Origin of the sequence: Pseudomonas sp. BF-B-26 (genome assembly GCF_019956495.1) — a bacterium.
Lineage (GTDB): Bacteria > Pseudomonadota > Gammaproteobacteria > Pseudomonadales > Pseudomonadaceae > Aquipseudomonas.
This window is the reverse complement of sequence record NZ_JAHBDP010000124.1, coordinates 120,077-144,212: the sequence shown is the minus strand read 5'-3', so window position 1 is coordinate 144,212 and position 24,136 is coordinate 120,077. Positions and strand designations below refer to the sequence as shown.

The window sequence follows — 24,136 nt, the reverse complement described above, 5'->3', positions numbered from 1 at the left end:
TAATGTTTGGTATCAGCTTCTCTGAACTGCTGCTCGTCGGCCTCGTGGCCCTGCTGGTGCTGGGTCCCGAGCGTCTGCCGGGTGCTGCGCGCACCGCCGGCCTGTGGGTCGGGCGGTTGAAGCGCAGCTTCAACGCGATCAAACAGGAAGTTGAACGTGAAATCGGGGCCGACGAGATTCGTCGGCAACTGCACAACGAGCACATTCTGTCGCTTGAGCAGGAGGCGCGGAAGATTTTCACGCCGACTCAGCAGGAGGCCACGCCGGTTCAACCGGTTGAGCCTGTGGCGGAGCAGACGATTCATGCTCCAGTCGCTGCCGAACCTGCACCTGTTGTAGCAGCCGTTGAGCCTGCGCCCGTTGTTGCAGCAACACCGGTTGAACCTGTTACGCCTGCGGCTGCGCCTGTTGCGTCGGCCCCTCATGACCCAACACTGCCGCCGCGAGCCCCATGAGCGATCTCCCCGAAAACGACCAGCACATGCCGCTGGTTTCGCACCTCACCGAGTTGCGTACCCGCCTGCTGCGTTGTGTAGCGGCGATCTTCATCATCTTCGCCGGGTTGTTTGCCTTCACCCAGCAGATCTACACCTTCGTCTCCACGCCGCTGCGTCAGTACCTGCCCGTGGGCGCGACGATGATCGCCACCGATGTGTCGTCGCCGTTCCTGACGCCGCTGAAGCTGACGATGATGGTCTCGCTGTTCCTGGCGATCCCGGTGATCCTGCATCAGATCTGGGGCTTTATCGCGCCGGGCCTGTACAAGCATGAGAAACGCATTGCGGTGCCGCTGCTGGTGTCCAGCATCCTGCTGTTCTATACCGGCATGGCGTTCGCCTATTACCTGGTGTTCCCGCTGATCTTCAAATTCTTCGCCTCCGCCACCCCGGCCGGCGTGGAAATGATGACCGACATCAGCAGCTACCTCGATTTCGTCATGACGCTGTTCTTCGCCTTCGGCGTAGCGTTCGAGATTCCGGTGGCCGTGGTGCTGCTGGTGTGGATCGGCGTGGTCAACGTCGCTTACCTGAAGAAAATCCGCCCGTACGTGGTCATCGGCTGCTTCGTGGTCGGCATGATCCTGACGCCACCGGACATCTTCTCGCAGACACTCTTGGCCGTACCGATGTGGCTGCTGTTTGAAATCGGCATCCTGTTCGGCAGCCTGGTCAGCAAGCGTGGCGAGCACCCTGACGACCAACCGGCCGACGATCACAACGACCAGCCGCCAGCGACTCAACCGTGAACCTGCTGCTGCTCGAAGAGGCCGACTTCATTGCGGCCGACCGGGCGATCCTGCGTGATCGCCGGTTGACGCACATGCAGGAAGTCCACCGCTCGGTTGTCGGCGACAGCCTGCGGGTCGGGCGTATCGGCGGGCTGATGGGCTCGGCCGAACTGCTGCGCCTGGACGCCGATGAAGCCGAACTGCGCGTCACCCTCGACCAGCCACCACCGGCCAAGCTGCCGCTGACCCTGGTGCTGGCCCTGCCACGGCCGAAAATGCTGCGCAGGGTGTTCCAGACCGTAGCGGCCATGGGTGTGCCACGAATCATTCTGGTGAACAGCTATCGCGTCGAGAAGAGCTTCTGGCAAACGCCGTTCCTGGAGCCCGAGGCGATTCGCGAGCAGTTGATCCTCGGCCTTGAACAGGCCCGGGACAGCGTGCTGCCGGAAATCGTCATCGAGAAGCGCTTCAAGCCGTTCGTCGAAGACCGTCTGCCAGCCATTACCGAAGGCACCCTCGGCCTCGTCGGCCACCCCGGCAATTACCCGCCCTGCCCTCGTGGCCTGGACGAACCGGTGACCCTGGCCATCGGCCCCGAAGGTGGCTGGATTCCTTACGAAATCGACCTGCTGGGCAAGGCCGGCCTGCAACCGGTGCAACTCGGCGACCGCATCCTGCGGGTCGAAACCGCCGTCACCGCGCTGCTCGCCCGCCTCTTCTAAGGCTAAACACGCCCCCCTGTGGTGAGGGGATTTACTCCCCCGCCCATCGTGCTGCACCTACAGATTCCCGGCTGCCAGCCGATACAGTCCCCATAAAACCAACGAATGGTTCGAGGGAGTAGCAGCATGTACCGATGGCTAGCCGAGAAACTGGGGAACGTCAGCGTCAATCGCAAACTGAGTGTCGGCTTCGGTCTGGTGCTGCTGCTTACCTTGTTGATCACCTTCACCGGTTGGACCGGCCTGAGCGGCGTGATGAGTCGCGGCGATAAGCTGGGGTTCATTGCCAGCCTCAATGACCTGACCAAAGACCTGCGTGTGGCCCGCCTGGAATACGAAATGCGTCGCGGCGAACAAGGTCCCGGTGCGGTCAACGACCTGCTCGGCCAACTCGAAACCGGTCTGAAAACCGCGCGCACGCTGATTGAACAACCGGCCGACGTGGCCATGATCGACCAGCAATTGGCCGCCGTCAGTGAGTACAAACAAGCCTTCACCGCCATGACCCAGGCCGGCGCCCACCGCGAAGACGCCCGCAGCAAACTCGGCGCCACCGCCGACAATGCCGTGGCTCGTGTCGCCGAAGTCGAAAAATCCATGCTGCAAGGTGACAGCGTCGCCGATTTCAACAGCGTGATCGACCTGAGCAAACTGATCCAGCAAGCGCGCTTCCAGGTGCGCGGTTACACCTACAGCGGCAAAACCGAGGCCGAGCAACCGGCGCTGGACGCCATCGACAACGCGCTGAAAAACCTCGAAAGCCTGCCCTCCAAACTGCCGGAACAGCACATCGCCAACCTGCAGCAGGCCACTGACTCGCTCAAGGCCTATCGCGCCGCCGTCAGCCAGTTCCGAGACTCTCAGGTTACCAGCGCTGCCGCGCTCAAACGCATGGCCGCGCAAGGCGACATCCTGTTCGACGTCAGCAAAAAACTCACCGTGTCGCAAACCATCGTCCGAGACACCGACGCCGCGCACGCCAAAAACCTGCTGCTGCTGGCCACCGCCCTGGCGCTGGCTTTCGGCATGCTTGCCGCGTGGGCCATCACTCGCCAGATCGTGATTCCCCTGAGCCAGACCCTCAAGGTGGCGGAGCGTGTTGCTGCCGGCGACCTGACCCAAAACCTGATCTCTGAGCGTCAGGATGAACTCGGCCAGCTACAGCGCGCCATGCAGAGCATGACCCTGGGCCTGCGCGAGTTGATCGGCGGCATCAGTGACGGCGTCACGCAAATCGCCAGTGCCGCCGAAGAGTTGTCGGCAGTCACCGAACAGACCAGCGCCGGGGTCAACAGCCAGAAGGTCGAGACCGACCAAGTGGCCACCGCCATGAACGAAATGACCGCCACCGTGCAGGAAGTCGCGCGTAACGCCGAAGAAGCGTCCGAAGCCGCCGTCGCCGCTGACCAGCAGGCCCGCGAAGGTGACAAAGTGGTCGGCGAAGCCATCGCCCAGATCGAGCGCCTGGCCAAGGAAGTCGGCAACTCCACCGAGGCCATGGGTCATCTCAAACGCGAAAGCGACAAGATCGGCAGCGTGCTCGACGTGATCAAATCCGTGGCCCAGCAAACCAACCTGTTGGCGCTCAACGCGGCGATTGAGGCCGCCCGCGCCGGTGAGGCCGGACGTGGTTTTGCGGTAGTTGCCGATGAAGTCCGCAGCCTGGCCCAGCGCACCCAAAAATCTACCGAAGAGATTGAAGAGCTGATCGTCGGCCTGCAAACCGGTACTCAGCAAGTGGCGACCATCATGGACAACAGCCGCAGCCTGACCGACAGCAGCGTCGAACTGACCCGCCGCGCCGGTGGCTCGCTGGAAAGCATTACCCGCACCGTCTCGGCGATTCAGTCGATGAACCAGCAGATCGCAGCGGCGGCCGAGCAGCAGAGCGCCGTGGCCGAAGAGATCAACCGTAGCGTGCTGAACGTGCGCGACGTATCCGAGCAGACCTCGGCAGCCAGTGAAGAGACCGCGGCGTCCAGCGTTGAGCTGGCACGGTTGGGGACGCATCTGCAGATGCTGGTGGGCAGGTTCAAGGTTTGAGGTGATGTGAATGCCTCGGTTCGCACAGGACCGAGGTGAGACCTTCGCGAGCAAGCCCGCTCCCACAGGGGATATGTGACGATCACAAAACCAATGTGGGAGCGGGCTTGCTCGCGAAAGCGATCAAACAGGCGCTGAAGTTAAAGAACCTGGCTCAAGAAGGCCTGAGCCCGCGGATCCTTCGGTGCATCGAAGAATTCGGCCGGTGAAGCGTCTTCCAGCAATTTGCCGTGATCGAAAAACAGCACCCGATCCGCCACTTCCCGGGCAAAGCCCATTTCATGGGTGACGCACACCATGGTCATGCCCTCCACCGCCAGGGTTTTCATTACATCCAGCACTTCGCCGACCATTTCCGGATCGAGTGCCGAAGTTGGCTCATCGAACAGCATGACCTTCGGTTCCATCGCCAGTGCCCGGGCGATGGCCACGCGCTGCTGCTGACCGCCGGACAGGCGCGACGGAAACTCGTTGGCCTTCTGCGCAATACCAACTTTTTCCAGCAACGCCAGGGCCTTGGCCTCGCGCTCCTTCTTGCCACGCTTGCGCACGACTTTCTGGGCCAGGCAGAGGTTTTCCAGCACGGTCATGTGCGGAAACAAGTTGAAATGCTGGAACACCATGCCGACTTCGCGGCGATAGGCATTCACATCGGTTTTCGGGTCGGCCAGTTGCAGGCCGTCGATGCTCACCGAGCCCGAGTCGAACTCCTCCAGCCCGTTGAGGCAACGCAGGAAGGTCGACTTGCCGGAACCGGAAGGGCCGATCACCACCAGCACTTCGCCCTTGGCCACCTGCGTGGTGACGTTATCCACCGCGCGAACCACGTGGCCGCGGGTGTCGAAAACTTTTACCAGATCGCGGACTTCAATCACTTTGCGCGAGCCTCCGCTCAAGCCGGCTGGCGATTTTCGACAGCGGCAGGTTGATCAACAGGTACAGACCGGCCACGCAGAACAGGATTTCGAACGGCGAGAACGAGGCGGTGATGACTTCGCGACCGCTTTTGAGCAGCTCGGTAATGGCGATCACCGACACCAGCGAGGTGTCCTTGACCAGACTGATGAACTGACCGGCCAGCGGTGGCAGCACCCGTTTGAACGCTTGCGGCAGCACCACGTGGCGCATCGACTGACCCGCGCTCAGGCCCAGGGAGCGCGCGGCTTCGTTCTGGCCACGGGCGATGGATTGCACGCCGGAACGGATGATTTCCGCCACATAAGCACCGGTGAACAGCGACAACGCGGCGATCCCGGCGAACTCCCGGGAGAGGTTCATCACCGTGCCGATGAAGAAGTAGAAGATGAAGATCTGCACCAGCAGCGGCGTACCACGCACCAGCTCGACGTAGATCGTCGAAAGATCGCGCAGGGTCGGGTTGCTCGACAGTCGGCACAGGCCCGTGGCCAGGCCGATCAGCAGACCGAGCACACCTGAAACCACGGACAACCATAAGGTGGTCCAGAGCCCCCACATCAGCGGTCCGGCGGCCCAATGGCGGGTCACACCGATCACGTCGCCTTCGGCCACGTCATCACCTTGGGCGACTTGCAGACTGCTGTCGTCGACGGTCAGGTGCTGCTCTACGCCGGCATCATTGCGCAGGGTGACTTCAGCCTTGTCGCCCTTGCGCACCAGTTCGCTGACGGTGGAGATGTCGGCGGCGCGCTGGGATTCTTCGGCGTGGTAGGCGAAGTATTGCGGCACACGGTTCCAGCGCCATTCGTAGGACATCAGCGAGGTGGCGTAATACAACGCGCCGGCCAGGCCGATCAGCAGCAGCAAGGTTAAAACGTGCCACGGCCATTGGGCTTTTTTCTGTTTCATCAGCTCTTAAAATTCCGAATTCTGTGTTGCCAAGGAGGCCGTCTTCGCGAGCAAGCCCGCTCCCACAGTTGACCGAGTCGCTGGATAAGTACGCGGTTAAATGTGGGAGCGGGCTTGCTCGCGAATGGAGCGACGCGGTCTAGCTGACCGGGCCTTATTCCATGTCCTTGAGCCAAGCGGTGTCTTTGAACCACTTGTCATGGATGCGATCGTAGGTGCCGTCTTCGTGGATCTGGCGCAGGAAGTTGTTGATGAAGTTGATGCTGTCGTAGTCACCCTTCTTCAGGCCGAAGGCCAGCGGCTCGTAGGTGAACGGCTTGTCGAGGAACACCAGTTTGCCGTTGCCGACCTTGTTAACCGCCACAACGTTGTAAGGCGCGTCGTAGACGAAGGCGTCGGCCTTGCCGTTGACCACATCAAGCACGGCTTCCTGCTCGTTGTCGTAGCCGTGGTACTTGGCCTTGGAGATCAGCTTTCTGGCGACCATCTCACCGGTGGTGCCGAGCTTGGAAGTGATGCGGTAGTCGGCGGTGTTCAGGTCTTTATAGGACTGGATGGTGCCTTCCAGTTCCTTGCGGATCAGCAGGGTCTGGCCCACCACGATGAACGGTTCGCTGAAGTTCAGGCGCAGGTTGCGTTCCTGGGTCAGGGTCATGCCGCTGCCGATCATGTCGAACTTGTCGGTGAGCAAGGCCGGGATGATGCCGTCGTAGCCGGTGGAAACCATCTCCAGCTTGACGCCCATGGCCTTGGTCATGGCTTTGAGGATGTCGACTTCGAAGCCGATGATCTCACCGCGCTTGTTGGTCATTTCGAACGGCATGTAGGTCGGGTCCATGCCGACTTTCAGCGTGCCGCGCTTGACCGCGTCATCGATGGCACCGGCGTGCGCCGCGCTGACTGCAACCAATGCCGTGACGCCGACCAGCAGCATCGAGAGATACTTCTTCATCTTCAAGTCCCCAAAACCATCGCGTTGTGAGGCGCGCAAACCGCTGATTTCCCTTGGAAAACCGGCAGATACGAACAGAAAGTTGTCCGGGCGCACCAATTCGGGGACGGATGCTAACGCACTCGTTCGTTTGCACAAGGGCTTACACAGGATTTGTTACTCGACGCCGATCAGCAGCGCAAAAAAAACCCCGCTTTCGCGGGGTTTCTTGTCAGGCCAACTGAGGCTGCTCACTCAGCGGCTTGAGCGGCAACAGCGGCGCATGGGGGTCGGCGTTCACCGATTTACGCCACGCTTCCAGCCACTCGGGGTGACCTTCACTCCAGATTTGCTCATGCAGACGACCCAGTGCTACCGGGTCACTGAGCAGTTGCACGCGCTCATTGTTGTTCAGACCCTCAGGCCCGACTTTCAGCGCATGACGCACCCGTTCGACCCGCAACCATTCGATCGGCTCGGCCTCACGGTGGCGTGAAGTCGCCAGCGAGCACGCCAAGGCGTTCTGCTGTGGATCGACCACTGCCCGGACGAAGCCGTCGTTCAGCGCATGCCAACGGTTTTCGTGGGTGTACTGGTCGGTCGCCAGCAACGCCTGTGGCGGATTGTATTCCTCAGGGATCAGGAACAGGCTTTCGTCACGGGACTTGAGGCCCAGGCCAACTCGACTGGAGATCACCGACACCGGAATCGACAGCATCAACGAACCGACGATCGGCACCAGCCACCACAGGAAGCTCGGGTTCAGCCAGATCACCAGCAGGGCCCAGAAGAAGCCCAGCAAGGTTTGCGGACCGTGGCGTTTTACCGCTTCGCTCCATGGCGTGGAGTCGTCGTCACGTTGCGGCGAGTTCCACGTCGCAGCCCAGCCGAGGAACGCGGCAAGCACGAAGCGGGTGTGGAAAATCATCCGCACCGGCGCCAGCAACATGGAGAACAGCATCTCCAGCAGCATCGACAGGGTCACCTTGAACTTGCCACCGAACTCTTTCGCGCCCTTGGCCCAGATCAGGATGACGCTCAGCAACTTAGGCAGGAACAGCAGCACGACGGTGGTCGAGAACAGCGCGATCGCCTTGTCCGGATGCCATTGCGGCCACAACGGATAGAGCTGACGTGGCTCAAGGAAGTACTGCGGCTCCATCAACGTGTTGACCGCCAGCAGCGCCGTCGACAGCACGAGGAAGAAGAACCACAACGGCGCCGACAGGTAAGACATCACGCCCGTCAGGAACACCGCACGGTGCACCGGGTGCATGCCTTTTACCAGGAACAGGCGGAAGTTCATCAGGTTGCCATGACACCAACGACGGTCACGCTTGAGTTCGTCCAGCAGGTTCGGCGGCAATTCTTCATAGCTGCCCGGCAAGTCGTAGGCAATCCACACGCCCCAGCCGGCACGGCGCATCAGCGCCGCTTCAACGAAGTCGTGGGACAGAATCGCACCGGCAAACGCGCCTTTACCGGGCAACGGCGCCAGGGCGCAGTGCTCGATGAACGGCTTCATGCGGATGATCGCGTTGTGGCCCCAGTAGTGGGATTCGCCCAACTGCCAGAAGTGCAGACCGGCGGTAAACAGCGGACCGTACACGCGGGTGGCGAACTGCTGCATGCGTGCATACAGCGTGTCCATGCCAGACGCGCGCGGCGCGGTCTGGATGATCCCGGCGTCCGGCGTGGCTTCCATCAAGCGCACCAGACTGGTCAGGCAATCGCCGCTCATCACGGAGTCCGCGTCGAGCACGACCATGTACTTGTAATCACCGCCCCAACGACGGCAGAAGTCGTCGAGGTTGCCGCTTTTACGTTTGACGCGACGGCGACGGCGGCGATAGAAGATCTTGCCGAAGCCTTTGGCTTCACGGCAGACGTCCAGCCAGGCTTGTTGCTCGGCGACGCAGATATCGGCGTCGTTACTGTCGCTGAGGACAAAGAAGTCGAAGCGATCCAGGCTACCCGTGGCCGCAACCGACTCGAAGGTCGCCCGCAAACCGGCAAAAACCCGTGGCACGTCTTCGTTGCAGATCGGCATCACCAGTGCGGTGCGAGCGTCCTTGGGGATCGGCTCGTTACCGGCGCTTTTACCGGAAATGCGGTATTTGTCGTGACCGGTGAGCAACTCGAGGAAGCCCATCAATGCGGTCCAGAAACCGGCCGACACCCAGCAGAACAGAATCCCGAACAAGATCAGGATGCTGGTTTGCAGCGCATACGGCAGCACTTGCGTAGCCGTTTGCGACAGCGGTTGATGCAGCACTTCGTTCAGGTCGACGAACGACCAGCCCTGGTACGGCATGATGCCCTTCATGTACCAGCCGGCGACGATGGTCTGGCCGAGCATCAGCACCAGCAGGATGTAGCGGCGGATCGAACCGACGGTACGCCAGCGAGCGGCCGGCAGCACACGCTCATCCTTCGGCGGGGCCGGCGGATTGGTGCGCCCGGTCAGACGACGCCAGCCACGCACCAGAATGTTGGTGCGCCACGGCTCCGGCACGACTTTGGTCCGACGAATCGGCGGCGTTGCCCGCAGGCAAACCCGGCCGCTGGCGTCGAGCACCAGCATTTCGGCGTCGGCCAGTTCTTCGGCGGTGTTCAGCGTCAAACGACGACCGACTGAGGCTTGAGCAGCCTCGGTCGGCGCGTCGAACGTCGAGGACGAAAGGCGCTCATGCAATTCGCTGAAAGACTGGCAGCCCGCGAGTTCCGCGCGCTGCTCGTCTGTCATTGGCAGATGCGCCAGATACTCGGCAAGAGTCTCTGGCTGTACTTGAGAATTACTCATCGGCAGGCAACTGATAGCTCCAGGTCTCGGTCAAGACTTCTTCAGTCGGTACCGATTCCGGTGTGGCTGGGACCGCTTCGGCAGCGACTGGCTGCTTGGCGTCTTTGTTGTCCTTGTCCTTGGAATCTGCGGCTGGCTTGGCTGCGGCCGGTTTGGCTTCAACCTGCTTGGCCTCAGTTTGCTTGGTTTCCTTCGCGTCCTTGGCTTCCTTGTCCAGCTTCTCCTGCTGCCGAGCCGCAATCTTGTCAGCCTTGGCGACAGAAGAATTGGATGCCGGCAACGATGTTTTGGCCAGGTCGGCAGTCACGGCGTTCTTGACCAGTGCTGCACGCATCTCGGTAGGCTTGCCCGGATCCTTGATTTTCATCCGCAGCGTCAGGCGCCAGCCCTTGGTTTCAGGGTTGTAACGTACGCTGTTCTCGACCAGCTCGGCATTCTCGCCAACGCTGACCTGGCTACGAATCTCCGTATCTTCCGGCAATGCCGACAGGGACGGGCCTTCGAAGTCCACCAGATAGGCAACGCTACCGTCCGGCTGACGAATCAGGTTGGACTGTTTCACGTCACCCGTGGAACGCAGGGTCTGTTGGACCCAGGCGCTGTCCGGTGCGTGAAGCGCGGCTTCGTCGATGGTCCAGTGCATGCGATAAGCGACGTCCAGCGGCTGGCCAGGCTCTGGCAGTTTTTCCGGACTCCAGAACGCAACGATATTGTCGTTGGTTTCGTCGGCAGTCGGAATCTCTACCAGATCGACGGAGCCCTTGCCCCAATCGCCTTTTGGTTCGATCCAGGCACTTGGGCGCTTGTCGTAGCGGTCGTCGAGGTCTTCGTAGTGGCTGAAGTCGCGGCCACGTTGCAGCAGGCCGAAACCGCGCGGGTTTTCGATCGAGAAGTTGCTCACCGACAAGTGTTTCGGATTGTTCAGTGGGCGCCAGATCCACTCGCCGTTGCCGGCATGGATCGACAGACCGCTGGAGTCATGCAGTTCGCGACGGTAGTTCAGCACTTTCGACGGCTGATTGGCGCCGAACAGGAACATGCTGGTCAGCGGCGCAACGCCAAGCTTGGTGACCTTGTCACGCAGGAACATCTTGGCCTTGACGTCGACAACGGTGTCGCTGCCCGGACGCAGGGTCAGGCGATAGGCACCGGTCGCGCGTGGCGAATCCAGCAGCGCAAAGATCACCAGATGTTTGTCACCCGGTTGTGGCTGTTGAATCCAGAACTCGGTGAAACGCGGGAATTCTTCGCCGGACGGCAAAGCGGTATCGATGGCCATGCCGCGAGCGGACAAGCCATAGGTGTGACCCTTGCCGACAACGCGGAAGTAACTCGCGCCGAGCATGGTCATGATTTCGTCTTGCTTGTCAGCCTTGTTGATCGGGTACAGCACACGGAAACCGGCATAACCCAGTTGTTCGGTGGCTTTAGGATCGAACTTCACGTCGCCGAAATCGAAACGACTTGGGTCGTATTTGATCTCTTCGACGGTGTTAGCTGTGATTTCGTTGATTTTCACCGGCGTATCGAAATGCATACCCTGGTGATAGAACGACAGCTTGAACGGGGTTTTCTGACCGGCCCACTCGGCTTTTTCGGTCAGGAAGCGAATTTTTTGATAGTCCGCGAATTTCATCTCGCGGAACTCGTTCGGCAGGTTACTGCGCGGAGCTTCGTATTTCTGCCCGGCCAGCTCTTTTGCCTTGACCGATACATCATCCAGATTGAATGCCCAAAGCTGACCGGCGCTGAGCAGGCAGAGCAGTGCAGAGCCCGCTACCAGAGCGCTTCGTAACCGTTTGGCAGACAATTTTGCATTACAGGGACTAACAATCACGAGCAACCCTCGCCGAAAACAGATCAAAAAACCAACGGCCAGTTAAAGTGCCTGTGAGGTTTACGGCATGAAAAAACCGACCCTACAGACCACTCTTGCCAAGTTGGCGAGCATTGTTCCGACTCCTATGGGGCTAAATGATTCCCCAAGAGGTCCAGGACAAGTCTCTACCTAAGTCAAAATGGACCAACGAACGCTGATCCCCGTAGCGCGCGATTATCTAGTAGGCCGCGTTACAACGCATCAGGGGTAACAAAGTATTTATCGCGAAAAACGCCTGTTTTCAGTCGAAAAGCCCTTAAAAACTTTGTTTCAAGCGCTTTCAGGTCTGTAACAGGAAGGTGACCGGGCCGTCATTGACCAGGTGCACCTGCATATCCGCGCCGAATCTACCTGATGCCACAGTGCCATGCACCTGTTTCGCCTTACCTAATAGATAGTCGAAAAGCTCCTCGCCCAAGGCTGGAGGGGCAGCGGTCGAAAAACTCGGACGCAACCCGCTCTTGGTATCGGCGGCCAGGGTGAACTGCGAGACCAGCAGCAACCCACCGCCTACATCCGCCAGGGACAGATTCATCTTGCCCTCGGCGTCACTGAACACACGATAGTTAAGCAGTTTCTGCAGAAGTTTGTCGGCGCTGGCCCGAGTATCCTCGGGCTCAACCGCCACCAGGACCAGCAATCCCTGATCGACGGCGCCAACCACCTCCCCCGCTACCTCGACTCGCGCGCCACGCACGCGTTGCAGCAGGCCCTTCATGCTTCTTCAGGGGCCAGGTCGAGCAGACGATGGGCCATCAGATCGGCGGCGCGAACCAGTGCGTCAGTAATGCCAGGTTCGGAGGCGGCATGGCCGGCGTCACGGATCACCTGCAATTCACTGTTCGGCCAGTTCTGATGCAGTTCCCAGGCATTGTCCAGCGGGCAGATCACGTCGTAGCGACCGTGGACGATCACGCCAGGCAAATGGGCGATCTTGCCCATGTCGCGGATCAGCTGGTTGGGCTCAAGGAACGCATTATTGGTGAAGTAGTGACATTCGATGCGGGCGATAGACAGCGCGCGCTGTGGCTCGGAGAAACGATCGACCACCATCGGGTTCGGGCGCAGGGTGGCGGTCCGGCCTTCCCAGGTAGACCAGGCCTTGGCCGCGTGCATCTGGGCAATCTGATCGTTGCCGATCAGGCGCTTGTGGAAAGCCGAGAGCAAGTCTTCGCGCTCGTCCAGCGGGATCGGTGCGATGTAGTCCTGCCAGTAATCGGGAAACAGACGACTGGCGCCACACTGGTAGAACCACTCGATTTCCTGCGGACGGCAGAGAAAAATCCCGCGCAGAATCAGACCGTGCACGCGCTCCGGGTGGGTTTGCGCGTAGGCCAGTGCCAGGGTCGAGCCCCATGAGCCGCCGAACAACACCCACTTATCGATGCCAAGGTGCTGGCGAATTCGCTCAAGGTCGGCGACCAGATCCCAGGTGGTGTTGTTTTCCAGGCTGGCGTGGGGCGTTGAACGACCGCAACCGCGCTGGTCGAAGGTCACAATGCGATACAGGTTCGGATCGAAATACCGACGGCTCTGGGCATCACACCCGGCGCCGGGGCCGCCGTGGATGAACACAACGGGCAAACCTTCCGGCGAACCGCTTTCGTCGACATACAGCGTGTGGGTTTCATCGACGGCCAGATCGTGCCGGGCGTGGGGTTTGATCTGCGGGTACAAAGTCTGCATTGCGCGCTCCGTAAGGGGTCTAGGTCATCCCTGGGGGGACTTCTATTATTCTGCCGTCCGGCATCATAAACCCGAATTACGCCAATGAGCATGCCTTGCAGAGTCAGAGTTTTTCAGCGCGTTTTTTCAGACAAATAGCCGAGCAGCGTTTCATAGAGAGCGTCGACCTCGGCGACCTGCCCCCGAGCCCGCAAACAGCCATGGACCAACCCCTCGCCGTAGTAAAGCGTCGCGGCCACGCCTGCTGCGTTCAGTCGCTCGGCGTAGAGCATGCCGTCATCGCGCAGCGGGTCGAATTGCGCCACGGCGATCAAGGCCGGCGGCAACCCACTGAAATCCTCGGCGAGCAACGGCATCGCATAGGCACTTGGCTGTCCAGTGCCGCGCAAGTACAGGGCGTGATAACAGTCCAGATCGCTGCTGCTGAGTAAGGGAGCATCGGTGCATTCACTGCGCGACGGCAAACGGTGATCGCCGCCCAGCCCCGGATAAATAAGCACCTGCGCCGCCGGCAATGGCTCGCCCGCATCGCGTAACGCCAGACACAACGCCGCCGCAAGGTTGCCACCGGCGCTGTCCCCGGCCACCAGCGTTCGCTCGGGATCGAGCCGGAATGGCCCGGTCCGTAGCGCGCGCCAGACACCCAGACAATCCTCGAACGCCGCCGGAAACGGATGTTCCGGCGCCAACCGATAATCCACGGCGATCACCAGCACGCCGAGCGTCGACGCCAGTTCGGCGCAGATGAAGTCATGGGAATCCAGGTCCCCCACCACCCAACCGCCGCCGTGCAGATAAACGATGCACGGGCAACCGCTGGTCGGTGGTGAAAACGGCGGTTGATAAAACCGCACCGGCACGCCGGCCAATTCGAAATCCACAACATAAAGCCCGGCGGGACGTGAAGGGGTGAACGCCCGGCACATGTCGCTGTAGGCCTGACGCAAACCGGCGAGGCTGCTGTCGGTGCTGTTGAAGCTGACGGTTTTCTCGACGAAAGCCGTCATCTGTGCAGAAAGCGGGTAAGGAGCCATGAGTCAGGTGCCGGTCAGTTCAGCGGTTTGGGATTGGAACTCGGTTCTGTGGCGAGGGAGCTTGCTCCCGCTGGATGCGCAGCAGCCCCCAAACCATTCAACCGAGTTTTATCAGATACACCCGACCAGCCGGGTTTACGACGGCTTCGCCGCCGAGCGGGAGCAAGCTCCCTCGCCACAGACAGCGTACATGCCGAGGAATGGTGATTAGTTTTTCAAACTGGCCTGAACGGTGGCCACGCCATCCTTGCCATCGAGACTGCTGACACCGGCAAGCCAGCGTTGCAAATCTTCTGGATGGTCGCGTAACCACTGTTTGGCAACATCCTGCGGCGTCTTGCGCTCCATGATCGGCACCATCAACTGGCTTTCCTGGGCGGCGGTGAAGGTCAGGTTTTCCAGCAAGCGATTGACGTTAGGGCAGCGCTGGGCGTAGTCCGGGGCGGTCACGGTGGAGACGGTGGCGGCGCCCTCGTTCGGGCCGTAAACGTCTTCGCTGCCGGTCAGGTAGGCGATTTTCATGTTGATGTTCATCGGGTGCGGGGTCCAGCCGACGAACACCACGAATTCCTTGCGATTCACCGCTCGCTGAACGGCGGCAAGCATGCCGGCCTCGCCTGACTCGATCAGTTTGAAGTCCTTCAAACCAAATTGGTTGGTCTCGATCATGGTTTTGATGGTGGTGTTGGCGCCACTGCCCGGCTCGATGCCGTAGATCTTGCCGCCGAGTTGGTCCTTGAATCTGGCGATATCGGCGAAGGTTTTCAGCCCCGCTTGGGCGACGTACTCAGGTACGGCGAGCGTTGCCTGGGCGTCGGCCAGGCTCGGTTTTTCCATGACTTTCACTTGATTGGCAGCCAGGAACGGCGCGATGTTTTTGTCCATCGCCGGTTTCCAGTAACCGAGGTAGATGTCCAGACGCTTGTCGCGGATGCCGGCGAAGATGATTTGCTGCACGGCGCTGGTTTGCTTGCTTTCGTAGCCGAGGCCATTGAGCAGTACGTCAGCCATGCCGCTGGTGGCGATCACGTCGGTCCAGTTGACCACGCCCATGCGCACGGCCTTGCAGGAAGCGTCATCACTGGCCAGGACGCTGGTGCTCAGCAGAGCAGTGCCGCAGAGGATTGAGAGACAGCGGGTAAACAGTCTTTTCATTGGGGAGGTTCTCGTGCGGCAGCGGATTATTGTGGGGCCGGTGTCTTTGTGCACCGTGCCCGGAACATTACGCAGCGTCGAGAGGGTAAAAGCGAACTGTAGCGACCGTGTTTTGCACAGTGGCGACTTGGTAACGAAGTGCTTTACCTGTGGGAGCGGGCTTGCTCGCGAAAGCGGTGGGTCAGTCAACATTGTTGTTGCCTGACACGCCCTCTTCGCGAGCAAGCCCGCTCCCACAGTGATATGCGTCAGGCTTTAACGTTTGTAGTGCTTCTCGCCCCAGGCCAGCAGCCCTTGCAGCAATTCCTTGAGCACCACCTGCGTCGGCGCCGCCAGGTCCGGGCGATAACGGAATGGCTCGAATTCTTCCATGTACGTGCACTGGCCCAACTCCAGTTGCACCGCATGGATGTTTTCGGCCGGATTGCCGTAATGCCGGGTGATGTGGCCGCCCTTGAAGCGACCGTTCAGCACATGGCTGTAATCGTCGTGGCGTGCACAGATGGCTTCCAGCTGAGAGGCCAACTGTGGATCGCAACTGGCGCCGTTGAAGGTGCCGAGGTTGAAGTCCGGCAGCTTGCCGTCGAACAGGTGCGGGATGATCGAGCGGATCGAGTGCGCATCAAACAGCAATGCGTAGCCGAATTCGGCTTTCAGTCTCGCCAGTTCCTGCTGCAAGGTCGTGTGGTACGGCGTCCAGATCTGCTCCAGGTAAGTCGCGCGCTCTGCGGCCGATGGCTCATGCCCTTCGCGGAACAACGGAATACCGTCGAACAGCGTCGCCGGGTACAGGCCGGTGGTCGCGCCGGCATACAACGGCTTGTCGTCGGATGGTCGATTCAGGTCGATGACAAAACGCGAGTACTCGGCGGCCAAGGTGCTGGCGCCCAGCTCGGCAGCAAATTCGTAAAGCTGCGGGATATGCCAGTCGGTGTCCGGCAGGCTTTTCGCGTCGGGGATCAACCCGGCTTCGACCGTCGGGGTCAGGCGCAGGCCGGCGTGGGGCATGCTGATCAGCAGCGGTACGCGACCTTGTTTGAAGTTCAGAACCTTATCCACAACTGTTCTCCTAAATGCTCACTTCAACGCCGTGACGCACGACGCGTTTTTCCAGGTCACCGCCCAGCCAGTACGACAGGTCGGCCGGACGATCGATTTGCCAGGCGACGAAATCCGCACACTTGCCGACTTCCAGCGAACCGTGGGTTTCAGCCATGCCCAGCGCGGTCGCGGCATGAATCGTTGCACCCGCCAAGGCTTCTTCCGGGGTCATACGGAAACAGGTGCACGCCATGTTCAGCATCAAACGCAACGACAGTGCCGGCGAGGTGCCTGGGTTGAGGTCGCTGGCGATGGCGATTTTCACGCCGTGTTTGCGCAGCGCCTCCATCGGCGGCAATTGGGTTTCCCGCAGGAAGTAAAAGGCGCCGGGCAGCAACACCGCGACGGTGCCGGACTTGGCCATGGCGATGGCGTCGTCTTCGGTCATGAATTCCAGGTGGTCGGCCGACAGTGCGTGGTAACGCGCGGCCAGACTCGAACCCTGCAACGACGACAACTGTTCGGCGTGCAGCTTCACCGGCAAACCGAGTTGCTGCGCGGTGATGAACACCCGCTCGACCTGCGCCGGCGAAAACGCCAGGTATTCGCAGAACGCGTCCACCGCATCCACCAGCCCTTCGGCGGCCAGGGCCGGGAGCATCTCGGCGCAGATGTGATCGATGTAGTCGTCGGCACGGTCCGCGTATTCCGGCGGCAAAGCGTGAGCGGCCAGGCACGTGCTGCGCACGCTGACCGGCAGTTCGGCGCCGAGACGGCGGATGACCCGCAGGATTTTGCGTTCGCTGGCCAGGTCCAGGCCGTAGCCGGATTTCATTTCGACGGTGGTCACGCCGTCGCGCATCAGGCTCTTCAGACGCTTGGCGGCGCTGGCGAACAGTTCATCTTCAGTGGCCGCGCGAGTGGCGCGCACGGTGCTGGCGATGCCACCACCGGCCGCTGCGATTTCTGCATAGCTGACGCCTTGCAGACGCTGTTCGAATTCACCGCTGCGGTTACCGCCGAACACCGTGTGGGTGTGGCAGTCGATCAGGCCCGGCGTCACCCAGGCCCCTTTGAGATCATTGACTGCCGGGTACTCGCCCGCCGGCAGTTCAGCGCGTGGGCCGATCCACTCAATGTGCGCTCCTGACGTCACGATGGCCGCATCCTCGATGATCGAGTAGGCGCCTTGCGCCATGGTTGCGACGTGGCAGTGTTGCCAGAGAGTTTTCATCCGTGGCCTCCGTTAGGTTATCGATGAGAAAAAGAAGGTTCCCGCTCCACCGGTACGGCCTTGCCTGCCGCCGGTTTCACCCACGTCAGGTAGGCCAGCACCAGCAATACAATCCAGACCACGCCGACGATCAGAGCCGCCTGGGTGTCCGGGAAATAGCCCAACACGCCAAAGATGAACAGCATGAAAGCAATCGCCGCCATCGGCGCATAGGGCCAGAACGGTACCGGGAATTTCAGTTGGGCGACCTGCTCGGCACTCATGGAGCGACGCATGGCCACTTGGGTGAACAGAATCATCAACCAGACCCATACAGTGGCGAAGGTTGCGATGGAGGCGATCAACAGAAATACGTTTTCCGGAATCAGGTAATTCAGCAGCACGCCCAGCAGCAACGCGACACTCATCACCACTACCGTCATCCATGGCACGCCATTGCGCGACAAGCGGGCAAAGCCCTTGGGCGCATGCCCTTGCTGGGCCAGACCGTACATCATGCGGCCAGCGCCGAAGATGTCACTGTTGATCGCCGACACTGCCGCCGAGATCACCACGATATTGAGAATGGTCGCCGCCGAGCTGATCCCCAGGTTATCGAAAATCTGCACGAACGGGCTGCCTTGGCTGCCGATCTGCTGCCATGGAAAGATCGACATCAATACGAACATCGTCAGCACGTAGAACAGCAGGATACGCAACGGTACGGCATTGATCGCCCTGGGCAGCACGCGCTGCGGGTCTTTGGCTTCACCGGCCGTTACGCCGATGATTTCAATCCCGCCAAATGCAAACATCACTACCGCAAACGAAGCGATCAGGCCGCCCACGCCATTGGGCATGAAGCCGCCATGGCTCCAGAGGTTGCTGATGTCGGTCGCCTGGGCGCCCGGCGCCGTGCTGATACCGAACAACATGATGCCGAAGCCACCGAGGATCATCGCGACGATGGCCGCGACCTTGAGCAGCGACAGCCAGAACTCCATTTCACCGAAGACTTTGACGTTGCACAGGTTCAAGCCGCCGACCACCGAAACGATGCCCAGTACCCAGATCCAGCGGGCGACTTCCGGAAACCAGAAGCCCATGTAAATACCGAATGCGGTGACGTCGGCCATGCCGACGATGACCATTTCAAACGCGTAGGTCCAACCGAGGATGAAGCCCGCCATCGGCCCAAGATACGTGCTGGCGTAGTGGCCGAAAGAGCCGGCCACCGGGTTGTGCACCGCCATCTCGCCGAGGGCGCGCATGACCATGAACACCGCCGCGCCACCGATCAGGTAAGCGAGCAGGACCGCAGGACCGGCCATTTGAATGGCCGAGGCAGAACCGTAAAACAGCCCGGTGCCGATCGCCGACCCCAGCGCCATGAAGCGAATATGTCGGGCAGAGAGCCCGCGTTTCAAACCTTTTTCTGGCTGTTGCATTGCTCGTCCTTATTTATTCTTATTCGACGCTAAATCGAATCGCGAGCAGGCTCGCTCCCACAGGGGGTATGCATTCCAATGTGGGAGCGAGCCTGCTCGCGATGGGGACATTACAGACTAGGCAGCAACTTCGCCGTAACCAGCTCATTCAGGCAACGCGTCGCCAACAACTCGCTCGCCGCGTTGATGTCCGGTGCGAAGAAACGGTCTTTCTCATAGAACGGCACTTCGGCACGCAGGATGGCACGAGCCTTTTCCAGCTTCGCAGAGGTCTTCAGACCTTCACGCAGGTCGAGGCCCTGAGCCGCCGCCAACCATTCCACCGCGAGGACGCCGCGAGTGTTTTCGGCCATTTCCCACAGGCGTTTACCGGCAGCCGGCGCCATGGAAACGTGGTCTTCCTGGTTCGCGGAAGTCGGCAGGCTGTCCACCGAGTGCGGATGGGACAACGCCTTGTTCTCGCTGGCCAGTGCAGCAGCGGTCACCTGGGCGATCATGAAGCCGGAGTTCACGCCGCCATTGGCCACCAGGAACGGCGGCAGTTGCGACATGTGCTTGTCCATCATCAGCGAGATACGACGTTCGCTCAGGGAACCGATTTCAGCGATGGCCAAGGCCATGTTGTCGGCAGCCATGGCGACCGGCTCGGCGTGGAAGTTACCGCCGGAGATCACGTCGCCTTCAGCGGCGAATACCAGCGGGTTGTCCGAAACGGCGTTGGCTTCGATGGCGAGCACTTCGGCGGCCTGACGGAACTGAGTCAGGCAGGCGCCCATGACTTGCGGCTGGCAACGCAGAGAGTACGGGTCCTGGACCTTTTCGCAGTTCTGGTGCGAGTCGGATACTTCGCTACGCTCGCCCAGCAGATCGCGGTAAGCGGCAGCGGCATCGATCTGGCCTTTCTGGCCACGAGCGGCGTGGATGCGGGCGTCGAACGGCGAGCGCGAGCCCAATACCGCTTCAACCGTCATGCCACCAATGGCCAGGGCGCCGGCGAACAGGTCTTCGCCTTCGAACAGACCACGCAGCGCGTAAGCGGTGGACACCTGAGTACCGTTGAGCAGCGCCAGACCTTCTTTGGCCGCCAGGGTCAGCGGGGTCAGACCGGCCACTTTCAGTGCTTCGGTGGCTTCCATCCACTCGCCTTTGTAGCGGGCCTTGCCTTCGCCCAGCAGCACCAGCGACATGTGGGCCAAAGGCGCCAGGTCACCGGAGGCACCCACCGAACCCTTCAATGGAATGTGCGGGTAAACCTCGGCATTGATCAGGGCGATCAGCGCGTCGATCACGACGCGACGAATGCCGGAGAAACCACGGCTCAGGCTATTGACCTTGAGCACCATGACCAGACGAACCAGCGCGTCGCTGATCGGCTCGCCAACACCGGCAGCGTGGGACAAAACGAGCGAGCGCTGGAGGTTTTCCAGGTCTTCGCTGGCGATACGGGTCGAAGCCAGCAGGCCGAAACCGGTGTTGATGCCATAAGCGGTGCGGTTCTCGGCGAGGATCTGTTCCACGCAGGCAACGCTGGCTTCGATCTGGGCCGAGGCACTGTTGTCGAGGGTGATTTTGACCGGTTGCTGATAAACATCACGCAGTTGGGCAAGGCTCAGTTGGCCGGGAATAAGGTTTAACGCAGTCATTTCGTGCTCCTTTTGAGAGTTTGTCATTAACTCACCAGACGCTCCGGAGATATCCGTTGTCCGTCGCGTCTCGCCTTCTGGGGAGCCGCGCCTTGGCACGCTGGTGTGGTGGAAATCAGTTCAGGTTCGGTAACACTTTGTGCAGCAAAATCGGGTCTTTCAAAACGGCGGCGGCACTGGCGATGTCCGGTGCCAACCAGCGGTCCTGATCGTAGGCCGGGACTCGCTCACGCAGCAGACGCCAGGCTGTATCGGTGCCTGCGCCGAAGCGTTGCTCCTTGAGAAATTCAAACGCCTGAGCCGCCAGCAAGTACTCGATGGCAAGGATCTGCGTGCAGTTTTCCAGCGCGCGATGAAGCTTCAGCGCGGCGTTGGTGCCCATGCTCAAGTGGTCTTCCTGCAGGCCAGAGGTCACGTAGTTGTCGAGTACAGCCGGTTGCGCCAACTGGCGGTTTTCCGCACACAGCGAAGCGGCGACGTACTGGACGATCATCATCCCGGAGTTAACCCCCGGGTTTGCCACCAGGAATGCCGGCAAACCGCTGACATGCGGGTTGATCAAGCGGTCCAGGCGACGTTCGGCGATGGAGCCGATTTCAGCCATGGCGATGGCCAGCAAATCCGCCGCCAAGGCCACGGATTGACCGTGCGGGTTAGCCTGGGACATCACGCGGAAGTCGTCCGGCGTACCCAGCAGCATCGGGTTGTCGGTGACCGAGTTGAGTTCGGTTTCGATTTGCTTTTTCGCGTGTTCGAGCTGATCGCGAGCGGCGCCGTGAACTTGCGGAATCGAGCGAATGCTCAGCGCATCCTGAGTACGAATGCCTTTGCTGCTGGCGATCACTTCGCTGCCATCAAGCAACGCACGCAGGTTGATGCCGACTTGCTGCATGCCTGGATGCGGTTTGAGCGCGATGATCTCGGCATCGAACGCGGCAATCTGACCGCGCTGGGCTTCGAAGCTCATGGCACCGATCACGTCGGCCCATTGCAGCAGACGTGTCGCATCCGCCAGCGCCAGGCAGCTGAGGCCGGACATGCACGGCGTGCCGTTGACCAGGCACAAGCCATCTTTGGCGCCCAGTTGAACCGGTTGCAGTCCTTCTTCGGCCAGCGCCTGCTGCGCGGAAACGATCTGCCCGCGATAGCTGACATTGCCGACACCCAGCAGCGCAATGCTGATGTGGGCCATGTGGGTCAGGTAACCCACCGAACCCTGGGACGGCACTTGCGGGGTGATGCCGCGATTGAGCAACGCCAACAGGGCTTCGACCACCCGGCGATGAATGCCGGATTTACCGTGGCTGTAGTTGCGAATCGCAGCGCAGATGATTGCGCGGGTCTGTTCGTCGGCCAAGGGGGCGCCGACGCCACAGGCGTGACTGAGCAGGGTGTTGCGCGACAATTGGCTGAGTTGCTCGTCTTTGAGCGAGACATTGCACAGCGCGCCGAGGCCGGTGTTGACGCCATAGGCGCGCTCGCCGCTGACGACGATGCGCTGGACGATGGCCTGGGCATTGTCGATCCGCGCCCAGACCTGTGGTGACAGCTCAAGCTGTGCGCCATGGCGGGCGACGGCAACCACATCCTGCCAACGCAACGGGGCGTCGGCGATAACGATTTTTTCAGCCTGGGACATCTTCAACCTCGTGCGTACAACTTTGATATTGATGCAGCTTCACTGACGCCTTCGCGAGCAAGCCCGCTCCCACAGGGATTTTGTGAACGCTGGAGATCCAATGTGGGAGCGGGCTTGCTCGCGAAAGGGCCCGCCCGATCACCGCAAATTTTTAAACCACCGCAGCCCGACGTTGTACGAACCGGTCGACATACTCATCCGCCGGCGAATGCAGGATCTCTCTTGGCGTACCCACCTGAATCAGGCGGCCATCCTTGAGAATCGCAATGCGGTTGCCGATGCGCACGGCCTCGTCGAGGTCGTGGGTGATGAAGACGATGGTCTTGTGCAGGGTCTTTTGCAGCTCCAGCAACTGGTCCTGCATTTCCGCGCGAATCAGCGGGTCGAGGGCGCTGAAGGCCTCGTCCATCAGGATGATGTCGGTGTCCGCCGCCAAGGCGCGAGCCAGGCCCACACGCTGACGCATGCCGCCCGAGAGCTGATGCGGGTATTTGTTTTCGTAGCCCTTGAGGCCCACGGTGTTGATCCAGTGCAACGCACGCTCGGAGCACATTTGCTTGGTCTCGCCACGCACTTTCAGGCCGTAGGCAACGTTATCCACCACGGTCTTGTGCGGCAGCAGGCCAAAGCTCTGGAACACCATGCTGATCTTGTGCCGGCGAAATTCGCGCAGGGCTTCCATGTCGTATTGCAGGATGTCCACGCCGTCCACCAGGATCGCGCCGCTGGTCGGGTCGATCAGGCGATTGAAGTGGCGCACCAGGGTCGACTTGCCGGAACCCGACAGGCCCATGATCACGAAGATCTCGCCGGTGCCGATGCTCAGCGACAGGTCGTTCACGCCGACTACGCAGCCGGTTTCGGCCAATACCTGGTCTTTGGTTTTGCCCTGGCCGATCATGGCCAGCGCATCCTTGGAACGGTTGCCGAAAATCTTGAAGACGTTTTTGACTTCGATCTTGCTGATGGCTTCGTTGTTCATTTGCTCACCTCATGCCGTGCCCGACCATACGCCTGAGTAATACGGTCGATGACCACAGCCAAAATCACGATCGCCAGACCGGCCTCAAGACCACGTCCAACGTTGAGGGTCTGAATCCCCACCAACACGTCTTCGCCTAAGCCACGGGCACCGATCATCGAGGCAATCACTACCATCGACAGGGCCATCATGGTGGTCTGGTTAATCCCGGCCATGATGCTCGGCAGGGCCAGCGGAAGTTGCACACCAAACAGTTGCTGCCAGCGGTTGGCACCGAAGGCGTTGATCGCTTCCATCACTTCGCCGTCGACCTGGCGAATACCCAGATCAGTCAGGCGGATCAGCGGTGGTGCGGCGTAGATCACGGTGGCGAAAATCGCCGGGACCTTGCCCAGGCCGAACAGCATCAGCACCGGGATCAGGTACACGAAACTTGGCATGGTCTGCATGATGTCCAGCAGCGGCATCAAGATCGAACGCAGGCGATTGCTGCGCGCCGAAAGAATGCCCAGCGGAATGCCGATCATCACCGAAATGATGGTCGCCACCATCATCAGCGCCAGGGTCTGCATCAGCTTGTCCCAGAGGCCAACCGCGCCCACGAGGAACAACAAGCCTACGATCACGGCGGTGGTCACGACTTTGCGGGTCGCGTGCCAGGCAACGCCCGCCACGATCGCCAGCATCAGCCACCAGGGCGCCGCACGCAGCAGCCCTTCAAGATTGACGATGGCCCACAACAGGGTGTCGGAGATGTGCCGGAACACGTCGCCGTAGTTGGTGACCAGCGAATCGACCCAACTGTTGACCCAGTCGGCGATGGAAAAGGTAAAGCTTTCGGGAAACATAAGAGACTCTCAAT

The 24,136-nt window shown here is 60.6% G+C and carries 20 protein-coding genes and 1 pseudogene; 5 read left to right on the top strand and 16 right to left on the bottom strand.

What is annotated here, in order from left to right; translation table 11 throughout:
• Nucleotides 1-2: 2 nt before the first annotated feature.
• The 5 genes and pseudogenes from tatB to KGB03_RS31465 all read left to right on the top strand — a co-directional run bounded on the left by tatB (nucleotide 3) and on the right by KGB03_RS31465 (nucleotide 3,993).
• Nucleotides 3-455, top strand: a complete 453-nt coding sequence (gene tatB / locus KGB03_RS27970) for a Sec-independent protein translocase protein TatB (RefSeq protein ID WP_111449385.1) — start codon at nucleotides 3-5, stop codon at nucleotides 453-455.
• Nucleotides 452-1,246 (top strand): twin-arginine translocase subunit TatC, encoded by a 795-nt coding sequence (gene tatC / locus KGB03_RS27965; RefSeq protein WP_218536880.1) that lies wholly within the window; start codon nucleotides 452-454, stop codon nucleotides 1,244-1,246. The genes tatB and tatC overlap by 4 nt, the downstream gene beginning before the upstream one ends.
• On the top strand, nucleotides 1,243-1,950 hold the full coding sequence (locus KGB03_RS27960) for a 16S rRNA (uracil(1498)-N(3))-methyltransferase (RefSeq protein WP_218536879.1): 708 nt from the start codon (nucleotides 1,243-1,245) through the stop codon (nucleotides 1,948-1,950). Before tatC ends, KGB03_RS27960 begins: the two co-directional genes overlap by 4 nt.
• 105 nt (nucleotides 1,951-2,055) lie before the next feature.
• Nucleotides 2,056-3,135, top strand: a pseudogene (locus KGB03_RS31470) (methyl-accepting chemotaxis protein); the annotation flags it as partial.
• The gene (locus KGB03_RS31465; RefSeq protein ID WP_375154712.1) at nucleotides 3,121-3,993 is read left to right on the top strand and encodes a methyl-accepting chemotaxis protein; all 873 of its coding nucleotides are present in this window, start codon (nucleotides 3,121-3,123) and stop codon (nucleotides 3,991-3,993) included. The pseudogene KGB03_RS31470 and the gene KGB03_RS31465, both read left to right, overlap by 15 nt.
• A gap of 140 nt (nucleotides 3,994-4,133) precedes the next feature.
• Here the strand turns inward: KGB03_RS31465 and KGB03_RS27950 are convergent, their stop codons facing one another.
• From KGB03_RS27950 to KGB03_RS27870, 16 genes are all read right to left on the bottom strand, one after another.
• A complete protein-coding gene (locus tag KGB03_RS27950; RefSeq protein WP_223530439.1) occupies nucleotides 4,134-4,868 on the bottom strand; it encodes an amino acid ABC transporter ATP-binding protein in 735 nt (244 codons plus the stop codon).
• The gene (locus KGB03_RS27945) at nucleotides 4,861-5,820 is read right to left on the bottom strand and encodes an amino acid ABC transporter permease (protein WP_411740378.1); all 960 of its coding nucleotides are present in this window, start codon (nucleotides 5,818-5,820) and stop codon (nucleotides 4,861-4,863) included. Before KGB03_RS27945 ends, KGB03_RS27950 begins: the two co-directional genes overlap by 8 nt.
• Before the next feature lie 154 nt (nucleotides 5,821-5,974).
• Entirely contained in the window at nucleotides 5,975-6,772 is a 798-nt protein-coding gene (locus KGB03_RS27940; RefSeq protein WP_218536876.1) for a transporter substrate-binding domain-containing protein, read from the bottom strand.
• 211 nt (nucleotides 6,773-6,983) lie between these two features.
• On the bottom strand, nucleotides 6,984-9,554 hold the full coding sequence (mdoH, locus tag KGB03_RS27935) for a glucans biosynthesis glucosyltransferase MdoH (RefSeq protein ID WP_111449391.1): 2,571 nt from the start codon (nucleotides 9,552-9,554) through the stop codon (nucleotides 6,984-6,986).
• On the bottom strand, nucleotides 9,547-11,391 hold the full coding sequence (locus KGB03_RS27930; protein WP_223530437.1) for a glucan biosynthesis protein G: 1,845 nt from the start codon (nucleotides 11,389-11,391) through the stop codon (nucleotides 9,547-9,549). The genes mdoH and KGB03_RS27930 overlap by 8 nt, the downstream gene beginning before the upstream one ends.
• Before the next feature lie 322 nt (nucleotides 11,392-11,713).
• On the bottom strand, nucleotides 11,714-12,151 hold the full coding sequence (gene dtd / locus KGB03_RS27925; protein WP_008149496.1) for a D-aminoacyl-tRNA deacylase: 438 nt from the start codon (nucleotides 12,149-12,151) through the stop codon (nucleotides 11,714-11,716).
• A complete protein-coding gene (pip, locus tag KGB03_RS27920) occupies nucleotides 12,148-13,119 on the bottom strand; it encodes a prolyl aminopeptidase (protein WP_111449393.1) in 972 nt (323 codons plus the stop codon). The genes dtd and pip overlap by 4 nt, the downstream gene beginning before the upstream one ends.
• Before the next feature lie 113 nt (nucleotides 13,120-13,232).
• Nucleotides 13,233-14,153, bottom strand: coding sequence for an alpha/beta hydrolase (locus tag KGB03_RS27915; RefSeq protein WP_223530435.1), 921 nt, complete (start codon nucleotides 14,151-14,153; stop codon nucleotides 13,233-13,235).
• A 207-nt stretch (nucleotides 14,154-14,360) separates the two neighbouring features.
• Nucleotides 14,361-15,308 (bottom strand): choline ABC transporter substrate-binding protein, encoded by a 948-nt coding sequence (locus KGB03_RS27910; RefSeq protein ID WP_111449396.1) that lies wholly within the window; start codon nucleotides 15,306-15,308, stop codon nucleotides 14,361-14,363.
• Between the two features lie 255 nt (nucleotides 15,309-15,563).
• On the bottom strand, nucleotides 15,564-16,367 hold the full coding sequence (gene hutG / locus KGB03_RS27900) for an N-formylglutamate deformylase (protein WP_223530433.1): 804 nt from the start codon (nucleotides 16,365-16,367) through the stop codon (nucleotides 15,564-15,566).
• Nucleotides 16,368-16,377: 10 nt separating this feature from the next.
• Nucleotides 16,378-17,583, bottom strand: a complete 1,206-nt coding sequence (gene hutI / locus KGB03_RS27895; protein WP_218536872.1) for an imidazolonepropionase — start codon at nucleotides 17,581-17,583, stop codon at nucleotides 16,378-16,380.
• 17 nt (nucleotides 17,584-17,600) lie between these two features.
• A complete protein-coding gene (locus tag KGB03_RS27890) occupies nucleotides 17,601-19,010 on the bottom strand; it encodes an amino acid permease (RefSeq protein ID WP_192409879.1) in 1,410 nt (469 codons plus the stop codon).
• 110 nt (nucleotides 19,011-19,120) lie between these two features.
• Nucleotides 19,121-20,653 carry a histidine ammonia-lyase gene (gene hutH, locus KGB03_RS27885; RefSeq protein WP_111449400.1) on the bottom strand — a complete coding sequence of 511 codons (1,533 nt, stop codon included), beginning with the start codon at nucleotides 20,651-20,653 and terminating at the stop codon, nucleotides 19,121-19,123.
• Nucleotides 20,654-20,768: 115 nt separating this feature from the next.
• On the bottom strand, nucleotides 20,769-22,292 hold the full coding sequence (gene hutH / locus KGB03_RS27880) for a histidine ammonia-lyase (protein WP_223530428.1): 1,524 nt from the start codon (nucleotides 22,290-22,292) through the stop codon (nucleotides 20,769-20,771).
• Nucleotides 22,293-22,443: 151 nt separating this feature from the next.
• Complete coding sequence (locus KGB03_RS27875) at nucleotides 22,444-23,274, bottom strand: glycine betaine/L-proline ABC transporter ATP-binding protein (protein ID WP_052962672.1); 831 nt, start codon at nucleotides 23,272-23,274, stop codon at nucleotides 22,444-22,446.
• Nucleotides 23,271-24,122 (bottom strand): ABC transporter permease, encoded by an 852-nt coding sequence (locus KGB03_RS27870; RefSeq protein WP_111449402.1) that lies wholly within the window; start codon nucleotides 24,120-24,122, stop codon nucleotides 23,271-23,273. Before KGB03_RS27870 ends, KGB03_RS27875 begins: the two co-directional genes overlap by 4 nt.
• Nucleotides 24,123-24,136 lie beyond the last annotated feature (14 nt).

Coding starts and splice junctions, on each gene's coding strand:
- tatB (WP_111449385.1), top strand. CDS start 3: ATGTTTGGTATCAGCTTCTCTGAACTGCTGCTCGTCGGCCTCGTGGCC.
- tatC (WP_218536880.1), top strand. CDS start 452: ATGAGCGATCTCCCCGAAAACGACCAGCACATGCCGCTGGTTTCGCAC.
- KGB03_RS31465 (WP_375154712.1), top strand. CDS start 3,121: ATGCAGAGCATGACCCTGGGCCTGCGCGAGTTGATCGGCGGCATCAGT.
- KGB03_RS27945 (WP_411740378.1), bottom strand. CDS start 5,820: ATGAAACAGAAAAAAGCCCAATGGCCGTGGCACGTTTTAACCTTGCTG.
- KGB03_RS27940 (WP_218536876.1), bottom strand. CDS start 6,772: ATGAAGAAGTATCTCTCGATGCTGCTGGTCGGCGTCACGGCATTGGTT.
- mdoH (WP_111449391.1), bottom strand. CDS start 9,554: ATGAGTAATTCTCAAGTACAGCCAGAGACTCTTGCCGAGTATCTGGCG.
- dtd (WP_008149496.1), bottom strand. CDS start 12,151: ATGAAGGGCCTGCTGCAACGCGTGCGTGGCGCGCGAGTCGAGGTAGCG.
- pip (WP_111449393.1), bottom strand. CDS start 13,119: ATGCAGACTTTGTACCCGCAGATCAAACCCCACGCCCGGCACGATCTG.
- KGB03_RS27915 (WP_223530435.1), bottom strand. CDS start 14,153: ATGGCTCCTTACCCGCTTTCTGCACAGATGACGGCTTTCGTCGAGAAA.
- KGB03_RS27910 (WP_111449396.1), bottom strand. CDS start 15,308: ATGAAAAGACTGTTTACCCGCTGTCTCTCAATCCTCTGCGGCACTGCT.
- hutI (WP_218536872.1), bottom strand. CDS start 17,583: ATGAAAACTCTCTGGCAACACTGCCACGTCGCAACCATGGCGCAAGGC.
- KGB03_RS27890 (WP_192409879.1), bottom strand. CDS start 19,010: ATGCAACAGCCAGAAAAAGGTTTGAAACGCGGGCTCTCTGCCCGACAT.
- hutH (WP_111449400.1), bottom strand. CDS start 20,653: ATGACTGCGTTAAACCTTATTCCCGGCCAACTGAGCCTTGCCCAACTG.
- hutH (WP_223530428.1), bottom strand. CDS start 22,292: ATGTCCCAGGCTGAAAAAATCGTTATCGCCGACGCCCCGTTGCGTTGG.
- KGB03_RS27875 (WP_052962672.1), bottom strand. CDS start 23,274: ATGAACAACGAAGCCATCAGCAAGATCGAAGTCAAAAACGTCTTCAAG.
- KGB03_RS27870 (WP_111449402.1), bottom strand. CDS start 24,122: ATGTTTCCCGAAAGCTTTACCTTTTCCATCGCCGACTGGGTCAACAGT.